This is a genomic window from Prevotella sp. (assembly GCF_051059605.1).
Lineage (GTDB): Bacteria > Bacteroidota > Bacteroidia > Bacteroidales > Bacteroidaceae > Prevotella.
This window is the reverse complement of record NZ_CP050883.1, coordinates 1,686,136-1,706,963: the sequence shown is the minus strand read 5'-3', so window position 1 is coordinate 1,706,963 and position 20,828 is coordinate 1,686,136. Positions and strand designations below refer to the sequence as shown.

Genomic DNA, 20,828 nt, shown 5'->3' with positions numbered 1-20,828 from the left:
TAATAATTTCAATATATGAAAAAGATTATACTTTATACCTCTGTTGCATTAACATTAATGCTCTCTGGTTGCAATGATATGCTGGATAAGTCTCCTCGTGACACATTTACGAACAATACCACTTTTTGGAGTAATGCCAATGCGGTAGAAAGCTACAGCAATAAATTTTATGATAACTATATAGGTTACAGTTCAAAGGATAAAATGGGATGGTTTTATTTCAAAAGTCTTTCTGATGATCAGGTAAATCCAACGTTTGATGACTGGACATATAAAACTATTCCTAGTGTATCTAGTGATTGGACAGATGGATCCACCGAAATACGTCGTGTAAATTATCTCATTCAGGGATTATCTTCTTCTTCTTCACTTACTAACGGAGAGAAAACACGCTTTATGGCGATAGGACGTTTAAACCGTGCATGGGTATATTATCAAATGGTAAGAAAGTTTGGTAATGTGCAGTGGATAGAAGATGTAATTACAGACCCGGATGACTCTCGTATTTATGGCTCTCGCACAGACCGTGATGTTGTCATGGATTCTGTGCTTAGTGATTTAAATTATGCCGCAGCTAATCTTGATGATGTGAGTGATAAGACTGCATGGAGCAAGCAGATGGCGTTGGCAATGAAGAGTGATGTATGTCTTTATGAGGGAACATTCTGCAAGTACCGTACTGCAAATGAAAATGGTAAAGCACCCGACTTGTCACGTGCGCAGCGATATCTTAATGAGTCTTCTGCTGCTTCCGAGGCACTCATGAATTCCGGCAAATTTGCGTTAAGTGCTAATTATGGTGATATTTATAATTCACTTTCACTAGGTAATAATAAGGAAATAATATTCTATCGTAATTACGAAAAGGATATGGTGATGCATTCGCTGGTGGACTATACATGTAATTCTTCAGAGCAGTTTGGTATATCAAAGGACGCAATTGATGCATTTCTGTTTCTTGATGGCAAACCCAAAGCAAATACTAGTTTCGGTACAGATGATAAGGCTGTTTTGAATTCTTCCGGTAACTACTCTGTTGGAAAGATGCTTGCTGTAAGGGATAAGCGTTTAAGCGTATTAGTTGACTCTATTATAAGTTTTGCTGGTCATGGTTGGGCACGTGTCAACAATATGGGCGTTGCAGCTTCACCTCAGATGACATCTTCTACTGGATATACTGTAAGAAAGTACGATAACATGAGCCTTGATTCATATTATCGCATTAATATTGGTACAGGATATACAGATGCTCCGCTTTATTGGTATGCCGTGATATTATTGAATGAGGCTGAAGCTAAGGCTGAGTTGGGAACTATCACGCAAACTGATCTCGACAAGACCGTTAATCTTTTGCAGAGTCGTGTTGGATTAAAGGCTATGACATTGCAACCAGAAGCCGATCCTGCAAATAATATGGGAGTAAGTAATCTGCTATGGGAGGTAAGACGATGCAGACGTTGTGAACTTATGACAGATAATTGGTATAGGTATTGGGATTTGGTGCGTTGGCATCAGTTAGATAAACTCGATACAAGCAAACATCCTGATATTATGCTTGGAGCAAATTTAAGCAATGTCAATAATGTAGGTGTTAACGTCACAACGGATAAATATATGATAGGTAATACTAAAACGCGTACATACGATAGCAAGTATTACCTTTATCCTATACCTACAGGACAAAATACACTAAGTCCTGAAACAGGACAAAACCTTGGTTGGTGATTAATTGCATGTAAGTGCAACATTATCAAATAATTAAAAACTCCGTAATTGCGGAGTTTTTTTATTTTTATTTTGTAATTTTGCATCCATTATAAGAAATTATGTAATGAGAAGAGAAGAAAGAAAAGTTATAAGAGGTATATATGATTACCTCATAATAGCCATTGGTATGGTAATAGGAAGTCTTGGATGGGTCGCTTTTCTGTTGCCAAACAAAATTACTATAGGCGGTCTTCCTGGTGTTTCTTCAATCGTTTATTGGGGTCTAGGCATTCCTGTGCAGTATACATATCTAGCAATAAATGTATTGCTTTTAGCAGCGGCACTGAAAGTACTTGGATTCAAATTCTGTGTGAAGACAATATATGCGGTTTTGTTTTTTACAACATTCACTACTTTTTGGCAACATATCGTAGGAAATACTGTTATGTTTCACGACCAACCTTTTCTGGCATGTGTTGTCGGTGGTTTGCTTTTAGGTATAGGAACAGGATTCAGCCTTTTACGCAATGGCAGTACTGGTGGCTCTGATGTTATAGCCTCTATTGTGCATAAATATCATGATGTGTCGCTTGGGCATATTATTCTGGTATGTGACCTTTGTGTAATAACATCCAGCTACATAGTTCTAAACAGCTGGGAAAAAGTTATATATGGATATATCGTTCTTTTCGTCATGTCATACACGATAGATCATGTGATAAATGGTTTTCGTCGTTCTGTACAGTTCTTTGTCATTTCAGAGAAGTATCAGGAAATTGGTAGACTTATAAATGATGAGGCTGCACGTGGCTGTACAGTGATAGATGCCCATGGCTTTTATAGTGGTAAGAAGATGGGTATGCTGTTTGTAATAGCAAAGCAGAACGAAAGTCACAACATATTCAGTATTATTGATGATGTTGATCCAAGTGCTTTTGTTAGTCAAAGTGCCGTTACTGGAGTTTATGGTTTGGGCTTTGATAGAATGAAAGTTGGTACTAAACGAGTGAATAACAAATAATTTTGTTACTTTTGCAAAATATGATTGATTACGAGGATATAAAGGGTAAAAAGATAGCACTCCTTCTTTCGGGTGGTGTCGACAGTAGTGTCGTTCTTTATGAGATGGTTAGTCATGGCGCAAAACCAGACTGCTTCTATATAAAGATAGGTCCAGAAGAAAAAGAGGAATGGGATTGCAGCAGTGAAGAAGATTTGGAAATGGCTACTGCCGTTGCTGCAAGATATGACTGCAAACTTAATGTTATTGACTGTCATAAGGAATACTGGAGTCAGGTAACAAAATATACTATGGACAAGGTCAAGGCTGGTTTCACGCCTAATCCTGATGTTATGTGTAATCGTCTGATTAAGTTTGGTGCATTTGATGAAAAAATGGGTTATGACTATGATTTGATAGCAACCGGACATTATGCACAGACTGAATGGCATGACGGATACAAATGGCTCACAACAAGTCCTGATCCTGTTAAGGACCAGACTGATTTTCTTGCTCAAATTTATGATTGGCAGTTGCATAAGGCTATATTTCCGATAGGTCATTTTGAAAAGAATGAAGTTAGGGAAATCGCCGAACGTGAGCATCTTGTCAATGCAAAACGCCGTGACAGTCAGGGAATATGTTTTCTTGGTAATATTGATTATAATGAATACTTAAAGCGTTATCTTGGTGAAAATACAGGCGATGTCGTTGAATTTGAAACAGGTAATGTAATTGGTCAGCATAAGGGATTGTGGTTTCATACTATCGGTCAGCGTAAGGGACTTGGATTTGGTGGCGGACCTTGGTTTGTTGTCAAGAAGGATGTTGAACTTAATATTCTTTATGTCAGTCATGGTTATGATCCAGAGACAGCCTATAAGCAGGATTTTAAGATTCATGATTTTCATTTCACAACATATTGTCCTGAAGGAAGTGCTGAAATACAGTTACCCGATAACATCACGTTCAAGATAAGACACACTCCAGAATATTTACCAGCAACATTAGAGAATAATGTTGACGGCACATATACCATTCATGCCGCTAATAAGGTTCATGGTGTTGCTCCTGGACAATTCTGCGTAATATATGATAATCAACATCATCGTTGTTTCGGTTCAGGAGAGATAACTTTATTGTAATAAATTCAACCGCTTGTTATTATGAAGCGGGGTAATATATATTATTTCATTATGAAAGAAGAACAGATTTTAATTCGTATAACAGGTCAGGATCGTCCAGGTCTTACTGCTTCGATAATGGAAATACTTGCGCTCTACGATGCACATATTCTTGATATCGGTCAGGCTGACATTCATAGCACTCTTTCGCTAGGTATTCTTATCCGCATAGATTATACGCATTCTGGTCAGGTAATGAAAGAATTACTTTTCAAGGCCGATGAACTTAATGTAAACATTGGTTTCACACCTATTTCTGATGATGAATATGAATCATGGGTTAACCGTCAGGGCAAGAACAGATTTATTCTTACTGTTATCGGTCGTACGCTTTCTGCCAAGCAAATTGCAGCAGCTACAAAGATTATTGCTGAACAAGGGCTGAATATCGACTCTATATTGAGACTTACAGGTAGAATGAGTATCAAAAAGCCAGAACGTAACGTACGTGCATGTATTGAGTTTTCTCTAAGAGGTACACCTGCTGATAGGGAACAAATTCAGGCATCACTGATGCAGATGGCTTCAGAACAGGAAATTGACTTCTCTTTCCAACGTGATGATATGTATCGCCGCATGCGACGTCTCATTTGCTTTGATATGGATTCCACGCTTATACAAACTGAATGTATTGATGAGTTAGCTGCTCGTGCAGGAGTGGGAGCTCAGGTGAAGGCTATTACCGAGAGGGCGATGCGTGGAGAAATAGATTTTAAGGAAAGTTTCGCCGAACGTGTTGCACTTCTCAAAGGACTTGATGCAGAAGTTATGCATGAGATTGCCGAAAACATGCCTATCACCGAGGGTGCCGATCGTCTTATGTCAGTATTGAAACGATGCGGTTATAAGATTGCTATACTAAGTGGTGGTTTCACCTATTTCGGAGAATATCTGCGCAGACGTTATGGTATTGATTATGTATATGCAAATGAGTTGGAAATTGGCGAAGACGGAAAGCTTACTGGTAAATACATTGGAGATGTTGTTGATGGTAAGCGCAAAGCTGAACTTCTTAAACTAATAGCACAGGTAGAGCAAGTGAATCTAGCCCAGACAATAGCTGTAGGCGATGGAGCCAATGACTTACCGATGATTTCAGAAGCAGGACTTGGCATTGCTTTTCATGCAAAGCCACGTGTTAAGGCTACAGCGCAACAATCAATAAGTAATATAGGACTTGACGGTGTGCTTTATTTCCTTGGTTTCAAGGATAGTTATCTTGGTGAACAAGGTAAATTGTAAAGCATTTAATATATAAAAAATAAGGCAGAAAATAATAATCATTTTCTGCCTTATTTCGTTTATCTTATTCTAGTCCAACAAGTAGACCGTTTTCAATATCAATTCTTTCTGCCTGTGGATGCTTTGGCAATCCTGGCATGCGCATGATGTCTCCAGCTACAGCCACAATCATTTCAGCACCGGTATTTATGACAAGGTCACGAATAGTGAATGTGAAGTCCTTTGGTACACCATGTCTCTTAGCATCATCGCTTAGTGAATATTGTGTCTTTGCGATACATACTGGATAATTACCCAGTCCCCATTCGTCAATGCGCTCAAGAGCTTTAACGGCAGACTTTTTGAATACCACGTTGCTTGCACCATATACATTTTTAGCAACACTTGTAATCTTGTCCTTTATGCTGTCTGTTTCGCTGTATGTGAATTTAATATCTCCTGAAGGATTGTTAGATATCGTGTCTATTGCTAGTTGTGCAAGTTCAAGACAACCTTCACCACCTTTCATATAAGCCTCATTCATTGCAAATCCCACGCCGCATTCTTTGCAGTGCTGGCTGACGAGTTCTATTTCTTCGTCCTTGTCATTGCTGAATCTGTTTAGGGTAACAACAACACTCTGTCCCATATTGCGCATGTTACTGATGTGCTTATCAAGATTTTCAAGTCCGGTCTTTATGTTGTCCATATTTCCGTTGCCTGGATCTCCAACCTGCATGCCTCCGTGCATTTTCAGCCCCATAATTGTAGCCACAATAATTGTTAGCTTTGGTTGTATTCCTGCCTTAAAGCATTTTATATCAAGGAACTTCTCTGCGCCAAGATCAGCACCGAATCCAGCTTCTGTCACAACATAGTCGCCGAATGTCATTGCCATTTTTGTTGCGATAATACTATTACAGCCATGAGCTATATTAGCAAAAGGACCGCCATGTATGAATGCTGCTGTACCTTCTATCGTCTGTACGAAGTTTGGTGATAGTGCATCTCTCAGTAATACTGTTATAGCTCCACCGACACCAAGATCTCTCACTTTGAATGGTTTATTGTCGAGTGTTACTCCAAGTAGTATATTCTCTATTCTAAGTCTCAGGTCGTCTTCGTCTTTTGCTAGACAGAGTATCGCCATTATCTCGCTTGCCGGAGTAATATCAAATCCGCTTTCAGCTACAATTCCGTTTGTCTTAGGACCAATACCTGTTGTGATACATCTCAAATTACGGTCGTTGACATCCAAAACACGTTTCCACATAACTTCTTTCAGTGCGAAACCTTCTTCGCGATGCTGATAGATGTAGTTGTCAAGTAACGCTGCAATCATGTTATGAGCAGAAGTTATAGCATGAAAGTCACCAGTGAAGTGCAGGTTTATCTTATCCATAGGCAACACCTGTGCATATCCTCCACCTGTAGCACCACCTTTCATACCGAAACAAGGACCAAGACTAGGCTCACGAAGCGCTAGCACTGATTTCTTTCCCAGCCTGTTCATCGCCATAGATAGGCCAATGCTTACAGTGGTCTTTCCGATACCTGCCTTTGTAGGGCTTATAGCAGTAACAAGAATAAGATTACTTTTGGCAACTTTATCAGCGTCAATAAGTTTAAGTGGTACTTTGGCAATATATTTACCGTAGTTTTCAAGCTCTTCGCTTGGTACCCCAATCTTGTCCGCAATCTTTTCAATGCGTTCCAATTTGCATTCGCGTGCAATTTCAAGTTCCGTTTTCATTTATTTCTCGTATAGTAATGTTGTGTATTCTCAGTCAGTGATATCCCTGTCAATGTTTATTTCTATATCATAGCCAGTAAATATCTCGTTGATACCGTTGATAACATTCTGCCTCAGCATTATGACGTCTTCTTCCATAAAACTCACCAATATATCAAACTGTATAATTTTGAGCGTTCTGTCTATATACAGTCCATGCATCTGCATGATGTTTTTATATTTTGCTATTACAGTCCTGATTTGTTCTTGCATATCAAGAGCTGTCTTATCTTTTGAGTTTATAGCGTATATTCCAACCGTTAGAAAGATATTGTATTTCTCTCTTATCTTTCTTTGTACATTCTTTGTTATCGTATAAATCTCACTTGCGCTCAATGTGTCTGGGATTTCGATATGTACCGATCCAACCATTTTTTCTGGTCCATAGTTGTGTAGCAGCAAATCGTATGCACCGTTTACTCCTTGAATTGCAGCTACATCCATTTTTATACTTTTCGTTAGTTTAGCATCTATTCGTCTGCCAATGAGGTCGTTTACTGGCGACATCACCATTTTTATACCTGCTTTAATGATAACAATTGATATCAGCCCACCTAACCATGCGTCAACCGATATACCCCATATCATCATAATTAGTGCCGACATTAGTGTGGCAGCTGAAATCACTGCATCAAATGACGCATCTGCACCTGAAGCCGTTAATGCTTGAGAGTTTACAGTTTTACCAATCTTCGATACGTATTTTCCAAGCACAATTTTAACTACCACAGCAATGGCAATTATTGATACAGAAATATAAGTATATTGAGAAGGCTCTGGGTTAAGGATTTTCTTTGTAGATTCAATTAGTGATGTAATTCCGGCAGCAAGAACAATAAAGGCAATAATTATTGCGCTGAAATATTCTATTCTTCCATGTCCGTATGGGTGTCCTTTGTCAGCAGGTCTATTGGCAAGTTTTGCTCCAATGATAGTTATCAAGCTAGACAGCACGTCAGTCAAGTTGTTTAACGCGTCAAGCACGATGGCTATCGAGTTAGCAACTAGTCCCACTATAGCTTTAAACAGTACAAGCAATATGTTGGTTCCGATACCAACATAACTGGTTTTCACTATTGTGGATTCGCGTGAAGATTCTTTAATCATAATCTTTCTTTGTGATAACGCATGCAAAGATACAAATAATTCGCTAATTATTCATTTACAGTCCAATAGTTTTTACATAATATTTCGGTAAAATATCAAATTCGTTTTTTTACCATATACTTTATTGAAATTAAAAACTTGCTGTTTTATTTTGTCGTTGTTTCGATTTTGATTACATTTGTGAATTAATCAATGTCTTCGGCTTCAGTTTCAAACCGTTGGTATTGTTAATTATAATACTGATAATAATTAAAAACGTAATGAAACGAATTTTATCATTCTTTTGTGCCATGATAGTATCTTTCTGTGTTTCTTCTGCTTATGCAGATGATGTTAAGGCTGACTATCGTGTAGTGCCATTGCCTGAGAGTATTAAGATATTGGGCAATAAACCATTTATCCTCAATGCTTCTGCAAATATAGTGTATGCTAATGGTGACAGCCTTCTACAAAGAAATGCTACCTTCCTTGCCGAATATGTAAAGAAGTCAGTTGGACTTTCTCTGATGGTTAAGCCTCGTCCTTCTAAATCTGAAGGAAACATATTCTTACGCATTGACAAAAAGATAATAGGTGATGAAGCTTATAAGATAGAAGTTAATCAACATAACATCATTATATCAGGAAAGACCGCCAACGGTGTTTTTTATGGAATACAGACTTTGCGCAAGTCGTTGCCAATTATTCAACATGCTGAAAATGTTGTGATGCCGGCAGCAGTGATAACAGATTCACCACGCTTTGCCTATCGTGGTATGATGCTGGATGTGGCAAGGCATTTCTTTCCTGTTGATTTCGTCAAGGAGTATATTGATTTGCTCGCATTGCACAATATGAATACTTTCCACTGGCATCTTACCGATGATCAGGGATGGAGAATTGAGATAAAGAAATATCCTTTGCTTACAAAGATTGGTTCGATTCGCAAACATACTACTTTAGGACGTAACTCTTCACTTGATGATAATACTCCTTATGGTGGCTTCTACACTCAGCAGCAGGCACGTGAAATTGTAGAGTATGCTAAGGAACGATACATTACTGTTATCCCAGAGATTGACATGCCCGGACACATGCTTGGCGCACTTGCTGCATATCCAGAATTGGGATGCACTGGTGGACCTTATGAAGTAAGTGGAAACTGGGGCGTATTTGATGATATCCTTTGTGCTGGAAATGAGAAAACCTATCAATTTATACAGGATGTCTTGGATGAACTCATTGATATTTTCCCTTCAAAATATATACATCTTGGAGGTGATGAGGCTCCAAAACAGAGGTGGACTACATGTGAGAAGTGCCAAGGCTTGATAAAAAGCTTAGGGATAAAAGCTGATAAGGAATGTACGCCCGAAAACAGATTACAAGGATATCTTGTGTCACGAATAGAGAAATATCTTAATCAGAAAGGTCGAAAGATTATTGGTTGGGATGAAATCCTTGAAGGCGATGTTCAGAAGAGTGCCACAATCATGTCATGGCGTGGCGTTGATGGTGGAATAAAAGCTTCACGTCTTGGTCACGATGCCATTATGACTCCTGTTTCATATTGCTATTTTGATTATTATCAGACTGACAAAACATGGAATGAACCTTTGCTTATTGGTGGGAATCTCAATATGGAGAAGACATATAGTTATCAACCTGTTCCTGATTCTTTGACTGCTGACGAGAAAAAGCATATCATAGGCGTACAGGCCAATCTTTGGACTGAATATATCGTGTGCCCATCCCTTGCTGAGTATCAGGTGTTGCCACGAATGGCAGCCTTGTCTGAGGTGCAGTGGATGCAATATGATAAGAAGAATTATGCTGACTTTAAACAGAGACTTACAAGGCTATTGCAGGTATATAAGGCGTATGGCTTTAAGTACTTTGTCGAAAAATAAAGAGGAAAATAGACAATTTGATGTATCTTCTTGTCTATAGTAGCAAGGTGGTTCTGTGATATTTATGCTAGTTTCGCAATAATTCCTTAGCGATAAAAACAAATCTAGCCAACATGTTATAACATTATCAGAAAGACAAATGTTCGCCAATTGTTTAATTCTAGGAAAGTTAAAATGTTTTAATTGATTTGATTATGTAGCTTTAAAATATATGTGTTAAATTTAAAATTACTACATTTGTAAACATATTGAAATTGTTTATTGTAAAATTTTCATATTATAATAGTAAGTAAGCTTCCAGCATGTGTAAACGCTTGATTGCTTGTTATGTATCAGAAAAAATAATAACTAATATAGATTGATTTATGAAAAAAACATTACTTACACTGTTTGCCATTATATCTATGACAACAGCAACGGCTCAAACTAAAGCCAGTTATGAACCAGAGTTTATTGGAGAGACTAATCTTCTTTGTATTAATGACAAGGATACAACAAGTTTTGCTGCAGAAAAGCAAATAGGTGTTGTAAAAGCTAAAGCTGGAGCTTCGGTCTTCCTTACTGGTATTGGTTCTGTAAAGTCTCGTATCCAAGTGGACGGTGCTACATCTAGTTGTGTTGGTTCGGATGCAAAGGCCTATCGTTTGGTAGTAAAAGCTGCAGACAACAAGCAAGATCCTAATTCGTTCATTCAAATCATGAAGTTTGAATCTAAAGGAGATAAAAGACGTTGTGTAATTGCCAAAACAAATACATTTGGTGGAGCTCAGTCTGGTGCTGACGATTTAGTTTCTTTTCAGGCAAAGAAATATGGCGAAACAGCTTATATACTAAACATACCATCTACTCCTGGTGAATATGGTGTAATGGTTACTAACCCAAATAGTTTAACTGAGAAGAATATGACAGTTTACTGTTATACAATTAAATAGTTTTTACTAATATATAAAGACTTGCAATCATTCCTAAGTTTAACATAAATAAGGCATGAAGCGTTGTTTGAAATGTTGCTTAGTAAGAGTGGCAATGCTATAGAAAAAGAATAATGAAGTTCCAATCGGGACTTCATTTTTTTAGTTATTATTCTATATTTGACTGTCTTACCTGAGTTTTTTGTGTTATTTAGCTACGAAGCTACGGCATCTTTCGCAAAGCCTCTAAACAGAGCGGTTGACGAGACGTAGCTTGCAGGATTTAGCTACGGTAAGCTACGTTCTAGCTACGTCAACTTATGTTGTTTTAAGGATGGAATGTATTCAGTGAGTGAATTTGTCAAAGAACTGTTGACTGTATCTGAGGAACTGAGGATGTGAAAATAGATGCAGTAAACGGAAACAGAATTTTCAAGCTTGTTTAAATGTTCTGCCGAATTCCGCTGAATTCTCTGCAAAGATACTGCAAAAATTTTGTCCATGCAATGGGATTTAGGTTAGACTGTTAGCCAAAGTTTTAATTACTGGGGGTGCTCACATCGTAATACACGTGCGTGCGCATGCGCACACTCTGGGTTTTTCGTAAAAATAAGTGTCAAAGTGTCTACTCATTGAGCATCAGATTGTTAGAAGACTTTTCAAGTGACATTACGTGTCGGTTATCTGTCGGTAAAATATGGGCGAAATTGTTACTCATATTGTATTGCACTTTACGAGGTATTTCAATGCGTTTTACGATGTTTTGCATTGCGTTTTACGACGAAATGGACTGCGTTTTACGAAGCAATAGGAGGTAAAACATCGTAGAAAAGTTTGCGTTTCTATATAGAAACGTAACTCTTTCTATATAGAAAAGCATGCAAAACTCGATATTTTACCGTCAGTTCACCGTCACTTTATGACGCCTGATTTGTCGATAAAATACTGATATTCATTAAGTTGACACTTCGACACTTATATTTTAAAAACCCTAAGTGCGCGCGTACCTGCACGTACATTATATATACAGAAATGGATGACGTAGCTAAAACGTAGCTAATCGTAGCTAAATGGATCTAGCTAAGTATCGTCAACCCCTCTGTTTATAGGCTTTGCGAAAGATGCCGTAGCTTCGTAGCTAAAAAACACGAAAAACTTAGGGAAACATCTTCAAAAATAAAATGAAAGGTTCTTCATCAATATATGTGATGAAGAACCTTTCTGATAGAGTTGCAATCTTTGATTTAACATAGGAAATCGCTTAGTTACATGTTGTACTAATGAATTGCGATGCCCTTATAATATAGCAAAAGAAGGATTACTTATTTTTATTTAATGTACATCCCACCAAACACGATCTTTTGTAATATCTGTAATATTACGTTTCTTTACCTGAGCAACATTTGTCTGTGTTTCTGTTTCAGGATAGAGCAATCGTTTAGGACGAATCGATGTATCACTCTCAACAGCCGAATTAGGGAATTGAGGCAAACCTAATCTTCTAAAATCGTTCCATGCTTCAATTCCATTGATAGAATTGAGAGCTAGCCATTTTTGTAGAATGATTTGTTTAATGGTGCCATCGTAAGTAATTGATGGCTGCGCCAAGTAAGATGATATATCAGATGGTGCAACTCCCATATAGGTGCACGAGGCTTCAATACCTTTTTGATACAAGCTTCCTGCATTGTCGTCGATCCAGCCTCTCTGAGCGGCTTCGGCTTGTAGAAAGTAACTTTCGAAATCACTTAGCAAGACCAACGACTGAGTTGCTGATTTGAAAATAGCTCCGGCTTGAGATTTGTTTTCTTTCGGTCCTTTTAATACAGAGGTGTTCGCCATCTTATATTTATCATCATTGCCTGTATATCCAAAAATTACCCCTTGATACTTGCCTGCTGATGTTTTAGTATATAAATTTGCCAAACGAGGATCATTTAAAGCCTCATATTGCGCTATAACATATTCGGTAGGACGAATATAAGTATGAATAGAGGTTTCCTTATCAGCTGTTGAGCGATAATAATTACTCCAATATGGGTTGGGTTTACTTGTTGTAAAACCAGGATTGGCTAAAGCTGATTCTGTAAGAAAACCACTGCCTTCGACTTTGATTTTTTCAATTTCAGATGCGATGTATGATTGTTGCCCTGTGACTTCACTCTGACGAATCAAAGCCCTAAGCTTTATGGTATTTGCAAATTGAATCCATTTGGTCACATCTCCGTTAAAGACAATGTCATCAGAAGATGGTTTAGCTTCAGCCACACTTCTCTTAGCTTTCAGCATATTTACAGCTTCAGTCAACATATCAATAGTTTTCTTATATACTTCAATACCATCTTCGTATTCAGGATGTGGATATGTCTCCATGTTGAAGGCTTGGTCTAGCGGGATGTCGCCATATATATCTGCTAAACGCATAAAGTGCCAAGCAAGCATAATACGGGCAATACCTCCATATACTTTTGAACCTTCTTCTGTTGCCTGATTAAGGATAAGATAATAGTTGTTAGCGTATGTATATCCATTGTCCCAGATAGGAATACCATTACGTTCAGACATTATATCGGGTCCGTTATACTCTTGAATATTAGCATATTGAGTTTTGCTTTCTGCATTTAATCCCCAATATCCACCCCAGAAACAACCTAACTGGTTGAGTTGTACCGATTCTTGATAAGCGGTATTGTATAATGCTGATGGCAATCTATAAGCCAAAGTCATGTCTTTATCCATTGGCTTATTGGGATTTTCGTTTACATCGAGGTAAGAGTCGCAAGATTGAAAGCAACTGCCTACAAAGGATATAAAGAATATGTATAGTGCGATATTATATTTTTTCATCTCATCAATTTTTTATTTTATAATAGTCTGTTTTAAAAAGTAACATCTAAAGTGAAACCGTACGTGCGATAAGGAGGCTGTTGTCTCCAGCCGTTAAAGCCTTCATTATAATAAAGATTTTCCGGATCACCAGCATCGTATCCTTTATGTCTGATTATGAATAAGTTTGTAGCTTGTATGCTGATAGTAGCATCACTGATTATGGCTAGTCTTTTCAATATAGAATGTGGAACATTATAGGATAGACTTAATGTTTTTAATTTCAGATAATCTGATTTCGCTGTATAATTGATTGTATAGCCAGCCACATAACTTGACCAATAACTTGCTTTGTCACTACCTTTAGCATAGACTGATGTATTTTCTACATAAGTCTTTGTTCCGTCAGCATTGGTTTGTAGTATAACAGAATTAGGAATAATGTATTCCTTTCTGTTGTATTCAGTTGTCATAGGGTGTGTTCCAGCTTTTATCATTGAATTAATAAATTCAGAATTATTCCATCCACCAAGACGACAGTCGAAATCGAAGTATAATGAGAAACTCTTATAGCTGATACTTGATTGAAGTCCAAACAAATGAGGAGGAACAGACGAGCCTTTTGTTGTAAGCGCTACAGCTTTTGACGGAAGACCTGTTTTTGCATCCACAATTATACGCCCTTGAGGATCGCGGTTGTAGTCTGTAACTTTCACACTAGGGAAGGACTCTCCTTTAACGGCGTACAAAACTTTAAAGATATTGTATTCTTCTGTGTCATCAGTTCCGTACAGGTCGTTAACTTTATTCTTGATATAGCTGTAATTCAGAGCTAAGTTCCATCTCCAGTTTTTGCTACGAAGAATATCTCCACTCAGAGACACCTCCAATACATTATTAGATAACTCTCCCATATTGATGAGAGTAGAAGTATATCCAGTTGCGGCAGATGTAGATGCTTGGAATATCTGTCCTTTTGAATTAGAGTATGAATAAGCAATCTCCGCATTTAATCGGCGATCGAAAAAGCTAAGTTGTGTTCCTATTTCGAAAGAGTGCACAAACTCAGGCTTAATATTTGTATTAGGTTTCTGAGATGCGGGTACATATCCAACTAAATTATTATAAGGAAAGTTTGTTGCCTGACTATAAGATAAGTTCAATGCGTATGGGGTGATTCCAGAAACATTACCTGTTTTATTGTAAGCAGCATAAATCTTCCCAAAAGAAAACACTTTAGATTCTTTTAAAAAATCGAAAGCATTTGAAAATACAAAAGAAGTACTTATTCCAGGATAAAAGAAGGATCTATTTTGTTTGCTGAGCACTGATACCCAGTCATTTCGTCCGGTAACAGTCAAGAATAGATAATCATTATATCCACCAGTAACTTCACCATACAAAGCAACCTCGCGCTGACGGCTGATATTAGTAGACCCCGACAAATCTCCACTACGGCTATCTGGGTTTTCGATATTTGAAAACAATAAGTTAGCTGCTGATAAATTCATTGATTTTGCATAATCATCTCTGATGTTTTCTCCCACGATTCCATTAACAGCGAATTTTCCCCATTTCTGATTTGCTCTGATAATAAAATCGCCATTGACACGCCTTACAAGTGTGGAACCATCGCTAACACTACCGCTTTGGTTTCGCCCAGACACATAAGTATCGTATTTTGTTATAGAGCTGTGCGTTTGTGTATCTGAATTATATAATCCAATACGAGCCATAGCTTTTAACCATGGAAAGAAAGTATATTCAGCTTCAATCTTACCATTTAGCACCTGTTGACGGCTTTTGTCGCGATGGGTATCTATGTAGTAATAAGGACTGTTTAATTGAAGACCAGAAACTCCACTCACAAAGTAGTTATTTGGATTACCTAAGGAGTTTTCATCTTTCCAGTTTTTCATCTCGTCTAGCGGATAATTAGCCGGCAACACATACAGTGATGGCCAAGGACCATCGGGGGCAGTATTACTGTTTGTATTAGAGAAATTAATACTTGTAGCCAAGGTCAAGTTTCCGAAATTCTGAGTTGTATTAAATCGACCGCTATATCTCGTGCTTTTATCATGAGGTATGATTCCATCAATCTGCATTGCTTGCAAAGAGGTAAAATACGAAGCACGATTGGTTGCCTTTGAAAAAGATATATCATGTTGAACGTTTACTCCTGTTTGAAAAAGATCCTTACGTACGTCATGACTCGGAGCGGCATACAATACTTTAGGCTGCTCTCCATTGGGCAATACTGTTCCAAAGTTTTTCATTGTTCCATCAAAAGCTGGTCCCCAAGATTGAGATGTTGTAGGATCGTAAACACCATCTATGCCTTGTCCGAAAGAATTTTGCGCTTTAGGTAATAAGAAAACGCTAGAAAACATGGTAGAGTTTCGGTATTCAACCTTTCCTTTTCCGTTTTCACCACTTTTGGTCGTAATAATTAAGGCTCCGTTAACGCCTTCTGAACCATATAATGCCGCAGCATTTGCACCTTTTAAAACAGTAATACTTTCGATATCATTAGGATTTAATCTATTAATGTTCGGTATCGGCATACCATCTACTACATATATAGGCTCGTTGTTTCCGGTCAGAGATCTGTATCCTCTCAGTACAACCTTGAAATCAGGATCAACTTTACTGTCATACATATTGATTCTTAGTCCTGCTACTTTAGAACTCAGACCAGTAAGCGTATTTGTTGGAGATCCTTCTGTTAACTTAGCATTATTAATTATAGTGGCTGAATATCCTAATTCTTTAGCTGGACGCTTTAAACCTAGCGCCGTACCCACAACCTGAACTTCATCAAGCTCATACGCTGCTTTTTTCAGATAGATCTTAACATTGTGAGATGTTACGTGAACCTCTTTGGATTCAAAACCAATATAGGAAACAATTAAAACATTATTCTTATTTGCTTGTATAGCAAACTGACCTTTGTCATCCGTTAGAACTTGTTTGTTAGCACCCTTAATGAAAATCGTTGCATAAGGGATTGGGTCTTCGTTTTCTTCTTCTACTACTTGCCCAACTACCAAATTTCGGTTAGGTCTCTCTTGCTGTCCATATATATTTAAAAACGAGATGAACATAAGAGTCATAAATAAAACAATCTTTCTCAACATTTTTAATACTTTGTTTATAATTAATTTGCGTTTACACATTTACGTTTATTATCCGATAGCGAAAAAGTCATAATTAGAGTTGATGCCCGTTATGTTCTGTGCTGGGATCAACGTCATTGTATACTGTTATAGCTAATGTGGCAATCACCATATATAGGTGATTTTTGATTTCATAATTATTAATATAGTTTAATCATAATGTCCTGAATCATTCAAGGTGACAAAGGTAGAGGTTTTAAAGAGTATTTTCAATACCTAAAAATTATGTATTTTTTAAAGAAGCAATTTTGATTTTAATGTGCTGATTATAAGTTTGTTAGCTTGTTTTTTGTATTTGTCAGTACTTTAGCTTATTCCTTAAAAATGCCTAATGTTAGGTAGACTCTATAACCTTTCGTGTAGGTATTTGTTGAAAACTAGAACCTGATGTTGGTTGAAAAACTAATCTTGTGCATTTTTTGGCGGTATCATATTTTTTCCATACCTTCGCATTCAATTAAATAATTCAGGATATGATAAAAGCTTTATTTTTTGATATAGACGGAACTTTAGTATCTTTCAAGACTCATCAAATTCCGCAAACTACAGTTGACGCAATTGCTGAAGCAAAGAAAAATGGAGTGAAAATATACATATCTACCGGTAGACCAATATCACTTATAACAAATCTTGGGCAGATAGAACATCTCATTGATGGATATATCACCACAAATGGTGCTTACTGTTTCGTGGATGATGAAGCAGGACGACATACGATATGTTGTAATGATATTCCTACAGAGGACATTCAGATGATGCTAAATGCAGCCTCACAATGGGACAGACCTGTTATCTTTGTAGGACAACAGGATATTGCCATATACAATTACAAAGATGTTGTTGATGATGTGTTCCATAAAGCTCTAGGAGTGAACAATTTGGACTATGATAAACCCATAGAAGATGTTTTGGTTCAGCCAATATTACAGATGACTCCTTTTATCTCTGAGGAACAAGAGGCTTTGATAATGGCGAATCTAAAAAACTGCACTTCTGGTCGTTGGTGTCTTGACTTCACAGATATTACATGTGAAGCAGCAGACAAGGGCAAGGGTTTACTAGCTATGGCTGAACATGAAGGTTTCAACATAGCAGATACCATGGCTTTTGGTGATGGAGGTAACGATATTTCTATTATCAAACAGGCTGGAATAGGAGTCGCTATGGGAAATGCCGGTGATGAGGTAAAGAAAAATGCCGACTTCACAACAACAAGTGTTGACGAAGACGGCATCATGAATGCATTAATAAAATACGGAGTTATCAGTTAACAATATTATGTTAGTGCGTATTTAATTTTTTCAATATCTCAGTTCTTGATTTTATTACTAGATAGAAAGCTAGTCATGCCATATTTTATGCACTATTGATTGGAATGAATAGAGCTAATTGTATGAAAATTTGACGCGTTTATCCTCCTTCTATAGACTCTTTTAAGTAATAGATTTGAGAATTTTGCAATGGAGATTTGAGAATTTTGTCGCATAGATTTGAGAATTTATTCTATAGTGTTTGCCACAAAATACGGAGTTATCTAACACTCCATTCAAAGAGTCCGCAAGAGAATTTAGCGGGCTGTTTTACTGATATTTTCACTTCTGAGGTTTTAACCGGTTTGAAGTTAGCAGTACATGCAGTTCCCTTTTTAATAGGATAAGAATCTACATTCTCTACGTTCTGCCAATTACCGTTTGCATCCTTATATTGTATAGTCCATGAGTCTGGAGTTTTGCATCCTCCCCAAGGCTGATCATCAAACCAATATACGGTAGCGCTTTGAATCTGTTTTGCTTCAGGGAATGTATATGTTATCCATTCAGTAGTGTTTTGTTTTGGCCACCAATGAAAATAAGGAATAGAACGGTCGTTCTCGTCGGCAGGAACAAGTCCGTCGGCAATGCTGCGCATAGAACTGCTTGGTGTGGAAGACGCAATCTTTGCCTGTGATGCCAATGTAGCAGGAGCAGACGGGCGTGTAGCCTTTACATCCTGTGGTAGCCAAACTTTCATGTTTCCACTTCCACGATGACACCATGCAAAATATGGTATAAGTTCTAGCTTAACGTTGTTTGTTGTCAGCTTTCCACTATTGTCGTATGCTAAAGTCTGTGCATCTGTGGCAAGCGTGGTGATATTCTGGTCGCGATATTGTTGGAGTCTAGTTTTCAGACTATCAGCAATGAATGACGAATATGGAAGTTTTCCTTCGCTGAACTTCGGTTCGCGATTAAGCAATACGCTCATGATGTCGAAAGAGTTATCACGCCATTCGGCACAATATACAAGTGGTCCGCGTTCTACGCTTGCCATTCCACGATCAGCCTCTACCTTATTGTCTGCACGTACTGTGCGTACATCCATATCAAAATGAACGTTTACAACGTCACCCTTTTTCCAATTACGTTCAATCGTATAATATCCGTCAGCTGTAACTGAGGCAGTAACAGAGCGACCGTTTACCATAATCTTGTAAGAAGGGCGCGATGCATCACTGTATGAATAAAGACTAGAAGGTACTGGTTGTCCCTTCACCCAATCAGGAATACGTATCTTCATACCAAACTTTCCTGCTTTGTTGTTGTCTACTTTTATCTTTACGTCTCCATTCCAAGGATAGTTTGTCTCCTGACTTAGCGAAACATTCTTTCCGTCAATACTTATCTTAGAACTGTTGCTGAGGAACAGGTTCACGTAAATGTTTCTGTTTCTAACGGCATAGATGTATCCAGGCAATGAAGGAAGGAATCTACAGATGTTGCTTGGACAACAAGCACATCCAAACCATGCCTGACGCTGATGTTGTCCCATACTTTCGAGTGGGTTAGGGTAGAAGAATCCTCCACCATCCATGCTCACACCGCTGATGAGTCCATTGTAAAGAGTGCGTTCAAGAATATCGTAGTATTTACTATCTCCATGCAAAAGAAACAGTCGATAGTTCACATATACGTTTCCTATAGCAGCACATGTCTCGCAATAGGCACTCATGTTAGGCAGATAATAGTTAGGTCCGAAAGCCTCACCGTTGTTTGTCGCTCCTATACCACCAGTGATATAAAGTTTTTTATCAACGATATTGTCCCAGATTCTATCAATAGCCTTTATGTAAGCAGTGTCTCCGGTAAGAGCAGCAACGTCAGCCATTCCTGCATACATATATGCTGCGCGCACGGCATGTCCAACAGCTTCGTCCTGTTCGATAACTGGTTTGTGACTTTGTGAGTATTCCTGTCTAATCTCAGTCTTTCCACGATAGTCAAGAAAGAACTTAGCTTCGTCAAGATACTTCTTATTTCCTGTAGCTAGATATAGTTTGCAAAGAGCCATTTCGGCAATCTGATGTCCCGGAACAACACAAGCCTGTCCTGGTTTCGGTCCAACTTCTTTGACAACGCAGTCAGCATATCTTATTGCGATGTCGAGAAATTTTCGGCTTCCTGTAGCCTGCCAATGAGCCACAGCACCCTCTATCATGTGTCCAAGATTATAAAGTTCGTGACTTAAATCTTCTTCCTTGCTCCATCTAGTACTGCCAGACCAAGGATGAGGATTCTGTGGATTCTGAGTACGTGCAGTATATAGATATCCGTCTGGCTCTTGAGCCGCTCCAATAATATCAAGAACACTGTCAATGTAAGCCTTTAGTTTCTCATCAGGATAAGTCTGTAATATATAGCTTGCGCCTTCGATTGTCTTGTATGGATCTGTGTCATCAAAACTATAAGGCATCAGTTCGGCAACATTATAGTTTGGCGAAGGATGCGCAGCTCTTTCAAAGTTCTTGTAGCGACCTTCACTCTCACATTTACTGAATGCCAGAGGAATAGTAACCTTACGTGATGTTTCAAGTCGCTGTCCCCAGAATGTGTTGTTCCATACTTTAACCGACGTAAACGGTACTGGAGTTATAGGATATCCTCCTACATGTTTTTCTCTCTGTGCAATTGCTGGCATAAATATCGTTATGGCCATTGCAATAATGAAGAATCGTTTTTTCATCGTTGTTATATTA

General features: G+C 38.0%; 12 protein-coding genes. 7 read left to right on the top strand and 5 right to left on the bottom strand.

What is annotated here, in order from left to right:
• Nucleotides 1–15 precede the first annotated feature (15 nt).
• The 4 genes from HEQ28_RS06815 to serB all read left to right on the top strand — a co-directional run bounded on the left by HEQ28_RS06815 (nucleotide 16) and on the right by serB (nucleotide 5,133).
• Complete coding sequence (locus HEQ28_RS06815; RefSeq protein ID WP_434504392.1) at nucleotides 16–1,725, top strand: RagB/SusD family nutrient uptake outer membrane protein; 1,710 nt, start codon at nucleotides 16–18, stop codon at nucleotides 1,723–1,725.
• Nucleotides 1,726–1,831: 106 nt separating this feature from the next.
• Complete coding sequence (locus HEQ28_RS06810) at nucleotides 1,832–2,728, top strand: YitT family protein (protein ID WP_434504391.1); 897 nt, start codon at nucleotides 1,832–1,834, stop codon at nucleotides 2,726–2,728.
• A gap of 20 nt (nucleotides 2,729–2,748) precedes the next feature.
• Entirely contained in the window at nucleotides 2,749–3,852 is a 1,104-nt protein-coding gene (mnmA, locus tag HEQ28_RS06805; protein WP_434504390.1) for a tRNA 2-thiouridine(34) synthase MnmA, read from the top strand.
• 51 nt (nucleotides 3,853–3,903) lie between these two features.
• Nucleotides 3,904–5,133 carry a phosphoserine phosphatase SerB gene (serB, locus tag HEQ28_RS06800; protein ID WP_434504389.1) on the top strand — a complete coding sequence of 410 codons (1,230 nt, stop codon included), beginning with the start codon at nucleotides 3,904–3,906 and terminating at the stop codon, nucleotides 5,131–5,133.
• A gap of 64 nt (nucleotides 5,134–5,197) precedes the next feature.
• On the opposite strand, the gene HEQ28_RS06795 is transcribed toward serB, so the two are convergent.
• Together HEQ28_RS06795 and HEQ28_RS06790 are read right to left on the bottom strand one after the other, a co-directional pair.
• Nucleotides 5,198–6,865 (bottom strand): formate--tetrahydrofolate ligase, encoded by a 1,668-nt coding sequence (locus tag HEQ28_RS06795; protein WP_434504388.1) that lies wholly within the window; start codon nucleotides 6,863–6,865, stop codon nucleotides 5,198–5,200.
• Between the two features lie 30 nt (nucleotides 6,866–6,895).
• Entirely contained in the window at nucleotides 6,896–8,011 is a 1,116-nt protein-coding gene (locus tag HEQ28_RS06790) for a cation diffusion facilitator family transporter (RefSeq protein WP_434504387.1), read from the bottom strand.
• Nucleotides 8,012–8,271: 260 nt separating this feature from the next.
• On the opposite strand from HEQ28_RS06790, the gene HEQ28_RS06785 reads away from it, so the two are divergent.
• Nucleotides 8,272–9,900, top strand: coding sequence for a beta-N-acetylhexosaminidase (locus HEQ28_RS06785; protein WP_434504386.1), 1,629 nt, complete (start codon nucleotides 8,272–8,274; stop codon nucleotides 9,898–9,900).
• 365 nt (nucleotides 9,901–10,265) lie between these two features.
• Nucleotides 10,266–10,832, top strand: a complete 567-nt coding sequence (locus HEQ28_RS06780) for a hypothetical protein (protein WP_434504385.1) — start codon at nucleotides 10,266–10,268, stop codon at nucleotides 10,830–10,832.
• A gap of 1,311 nt (nucleotides 10,833–12,143) precedes the next feature.
• Here the strand turns inward: HEQ28_RS06780 and HEQ28_RS06775 are convergent.
• Nucleotides 12,144–13,658, bottom strand: a complete 1,515-nt coding sequence (locus HEQ28_RS06775) for a SusD/RagB family nutrient-binding outer membrane lipoprotein (RefSeq protein WP_434504384.1) — start codon at nucleotides 13,656–13,658, stop codon at nucleotides 12,144–12,146.
• A 32-nt stretch (nucleotides 13,659–13,690) separates the two neighbouring features.
• A complete protein-coding gene (locus HEQ28_RS06770; RefSeq protein WP_434504383.1) occupies nucleotides 13,691–16,777 on the bottom strand; it encodes a SusC/RagA family TonB-linked outer membrane protein in 3,087 nt (1,028 codons plus the stop codon).
• A 512-nt stretch (nucleotides 16,778–17,289) separates the two neighbouring features.
• On the opposite strand from HEQ28_RS06770, the gene HEQ28_RS06765 reads away from it, so the two are divergent.
• A complete protein-coding gene (locus tag HEQ28_RS06765) occupies nucleotides 17,290–18,087 on the top strand; it encodes a Cof-type HAD-IIB family hydrolase (protein WP_434504382.1) in 798 nt (265 codons plus the stop codon).
• A 259-nt stretch (nucleotides 18,088–18,346) separates the two neighbouring features.
• Here the strand turns inward: HEQ28_RS06765 and HEQ28_RS06760 are convergent, their stop codons facing one another.
• Complete coding sequence (locus HEQ28_RS06760; RefSeq protein WP_434504381.1) at nucleotides 18,347–20,815, bottom strand: glycoside hydrolase family 127 protein; 2,469 nt, start codon at nucleotides 20,813–20,815, stop codon at nucleotides 18,347–18,349.
• Nucleotides 20,816–20,828: the final 13 nt, after the last annotated feature.

Coding starts and splice junctions, on each gene's coding strand:
- HEQ28_RS06815 (WP_434504392.1), top strand. CDS start 16: ATGAAAAAGATTATACTTTATACCTCTGTTGCATTAACATTAATGCTC.
- HEQ28_RS06810 (WP_434504391.1), top strand. CDS start 1,832: ATGAGAAGAGAAGAAAGAAAAGTTATAAGAGGTATATATGATTACCTC.
- mnmA (WP_434504390.1), top strand. CDS start 2,749: ATGATTGATTACGAGGATATAAAGGGTAAAAAGATAGCACTCCTTCTT.
- serB (WP_434504389.1), top strand. CDS start 3,904: ATGAAAGAAGAACAGATTTTAATTCGTATAACAGGTCAGGATCGTCCA.
- HEQ28_RS06795 (WP_434504388.1), bottom strand. CDS start 6,865: ATGAAAACGGAACTTGAAATTGCACGCGAATGCAAATTGGAACGCATT.
- HEQ28_RS06790 (WP_434504387.1), bottom strand. CDS start 8,011: ATGATTAAAGAATCTTCACGCGAATCCACAATAGTGAAAACCAGTTAT.
- HEQ28_RS06785 (WP_434504386.1), top strand. CDS start 8,272: ATGAAACGAATTTTATCATTCTTTTGTGCCATGATAGTATCTTTCTGT.
- HEQ28_RS06780 (WP_434504385.1), top strand. CDS start 10,266: ATGAAAAAAACATTACTTACACTGTTTGCCATTATATCTATGACAACA.
- HEQ28_RS06775 (WP_434504384.1), bottom strand. CDS start 13,658: ATGAAAAAATATAATATCGCACTATACATATTCTTTATATCCTTTGTA.
- HEQ28_RS06770 (WP_434504383.1), bottom strand. CDS start 16,777: ATGTTGAGAAAGATTGTTTTATTTATGACTCTTATGTTCATCTCGTTT.
- HEQ28_RS06765 (WP_434504382.1), top strand. CDS start 17,290: ATGATAAAAGCTTTATTTTTTGATATAGACGGAACTTTAGTATCTTTC.
- HEQ28_RS06760 (WP_434504381.1), bottom strand. CDS start 20,815: ATGAAAAAACGATTCTTCATTATTGCAATGGCCATAACGATATTTATG.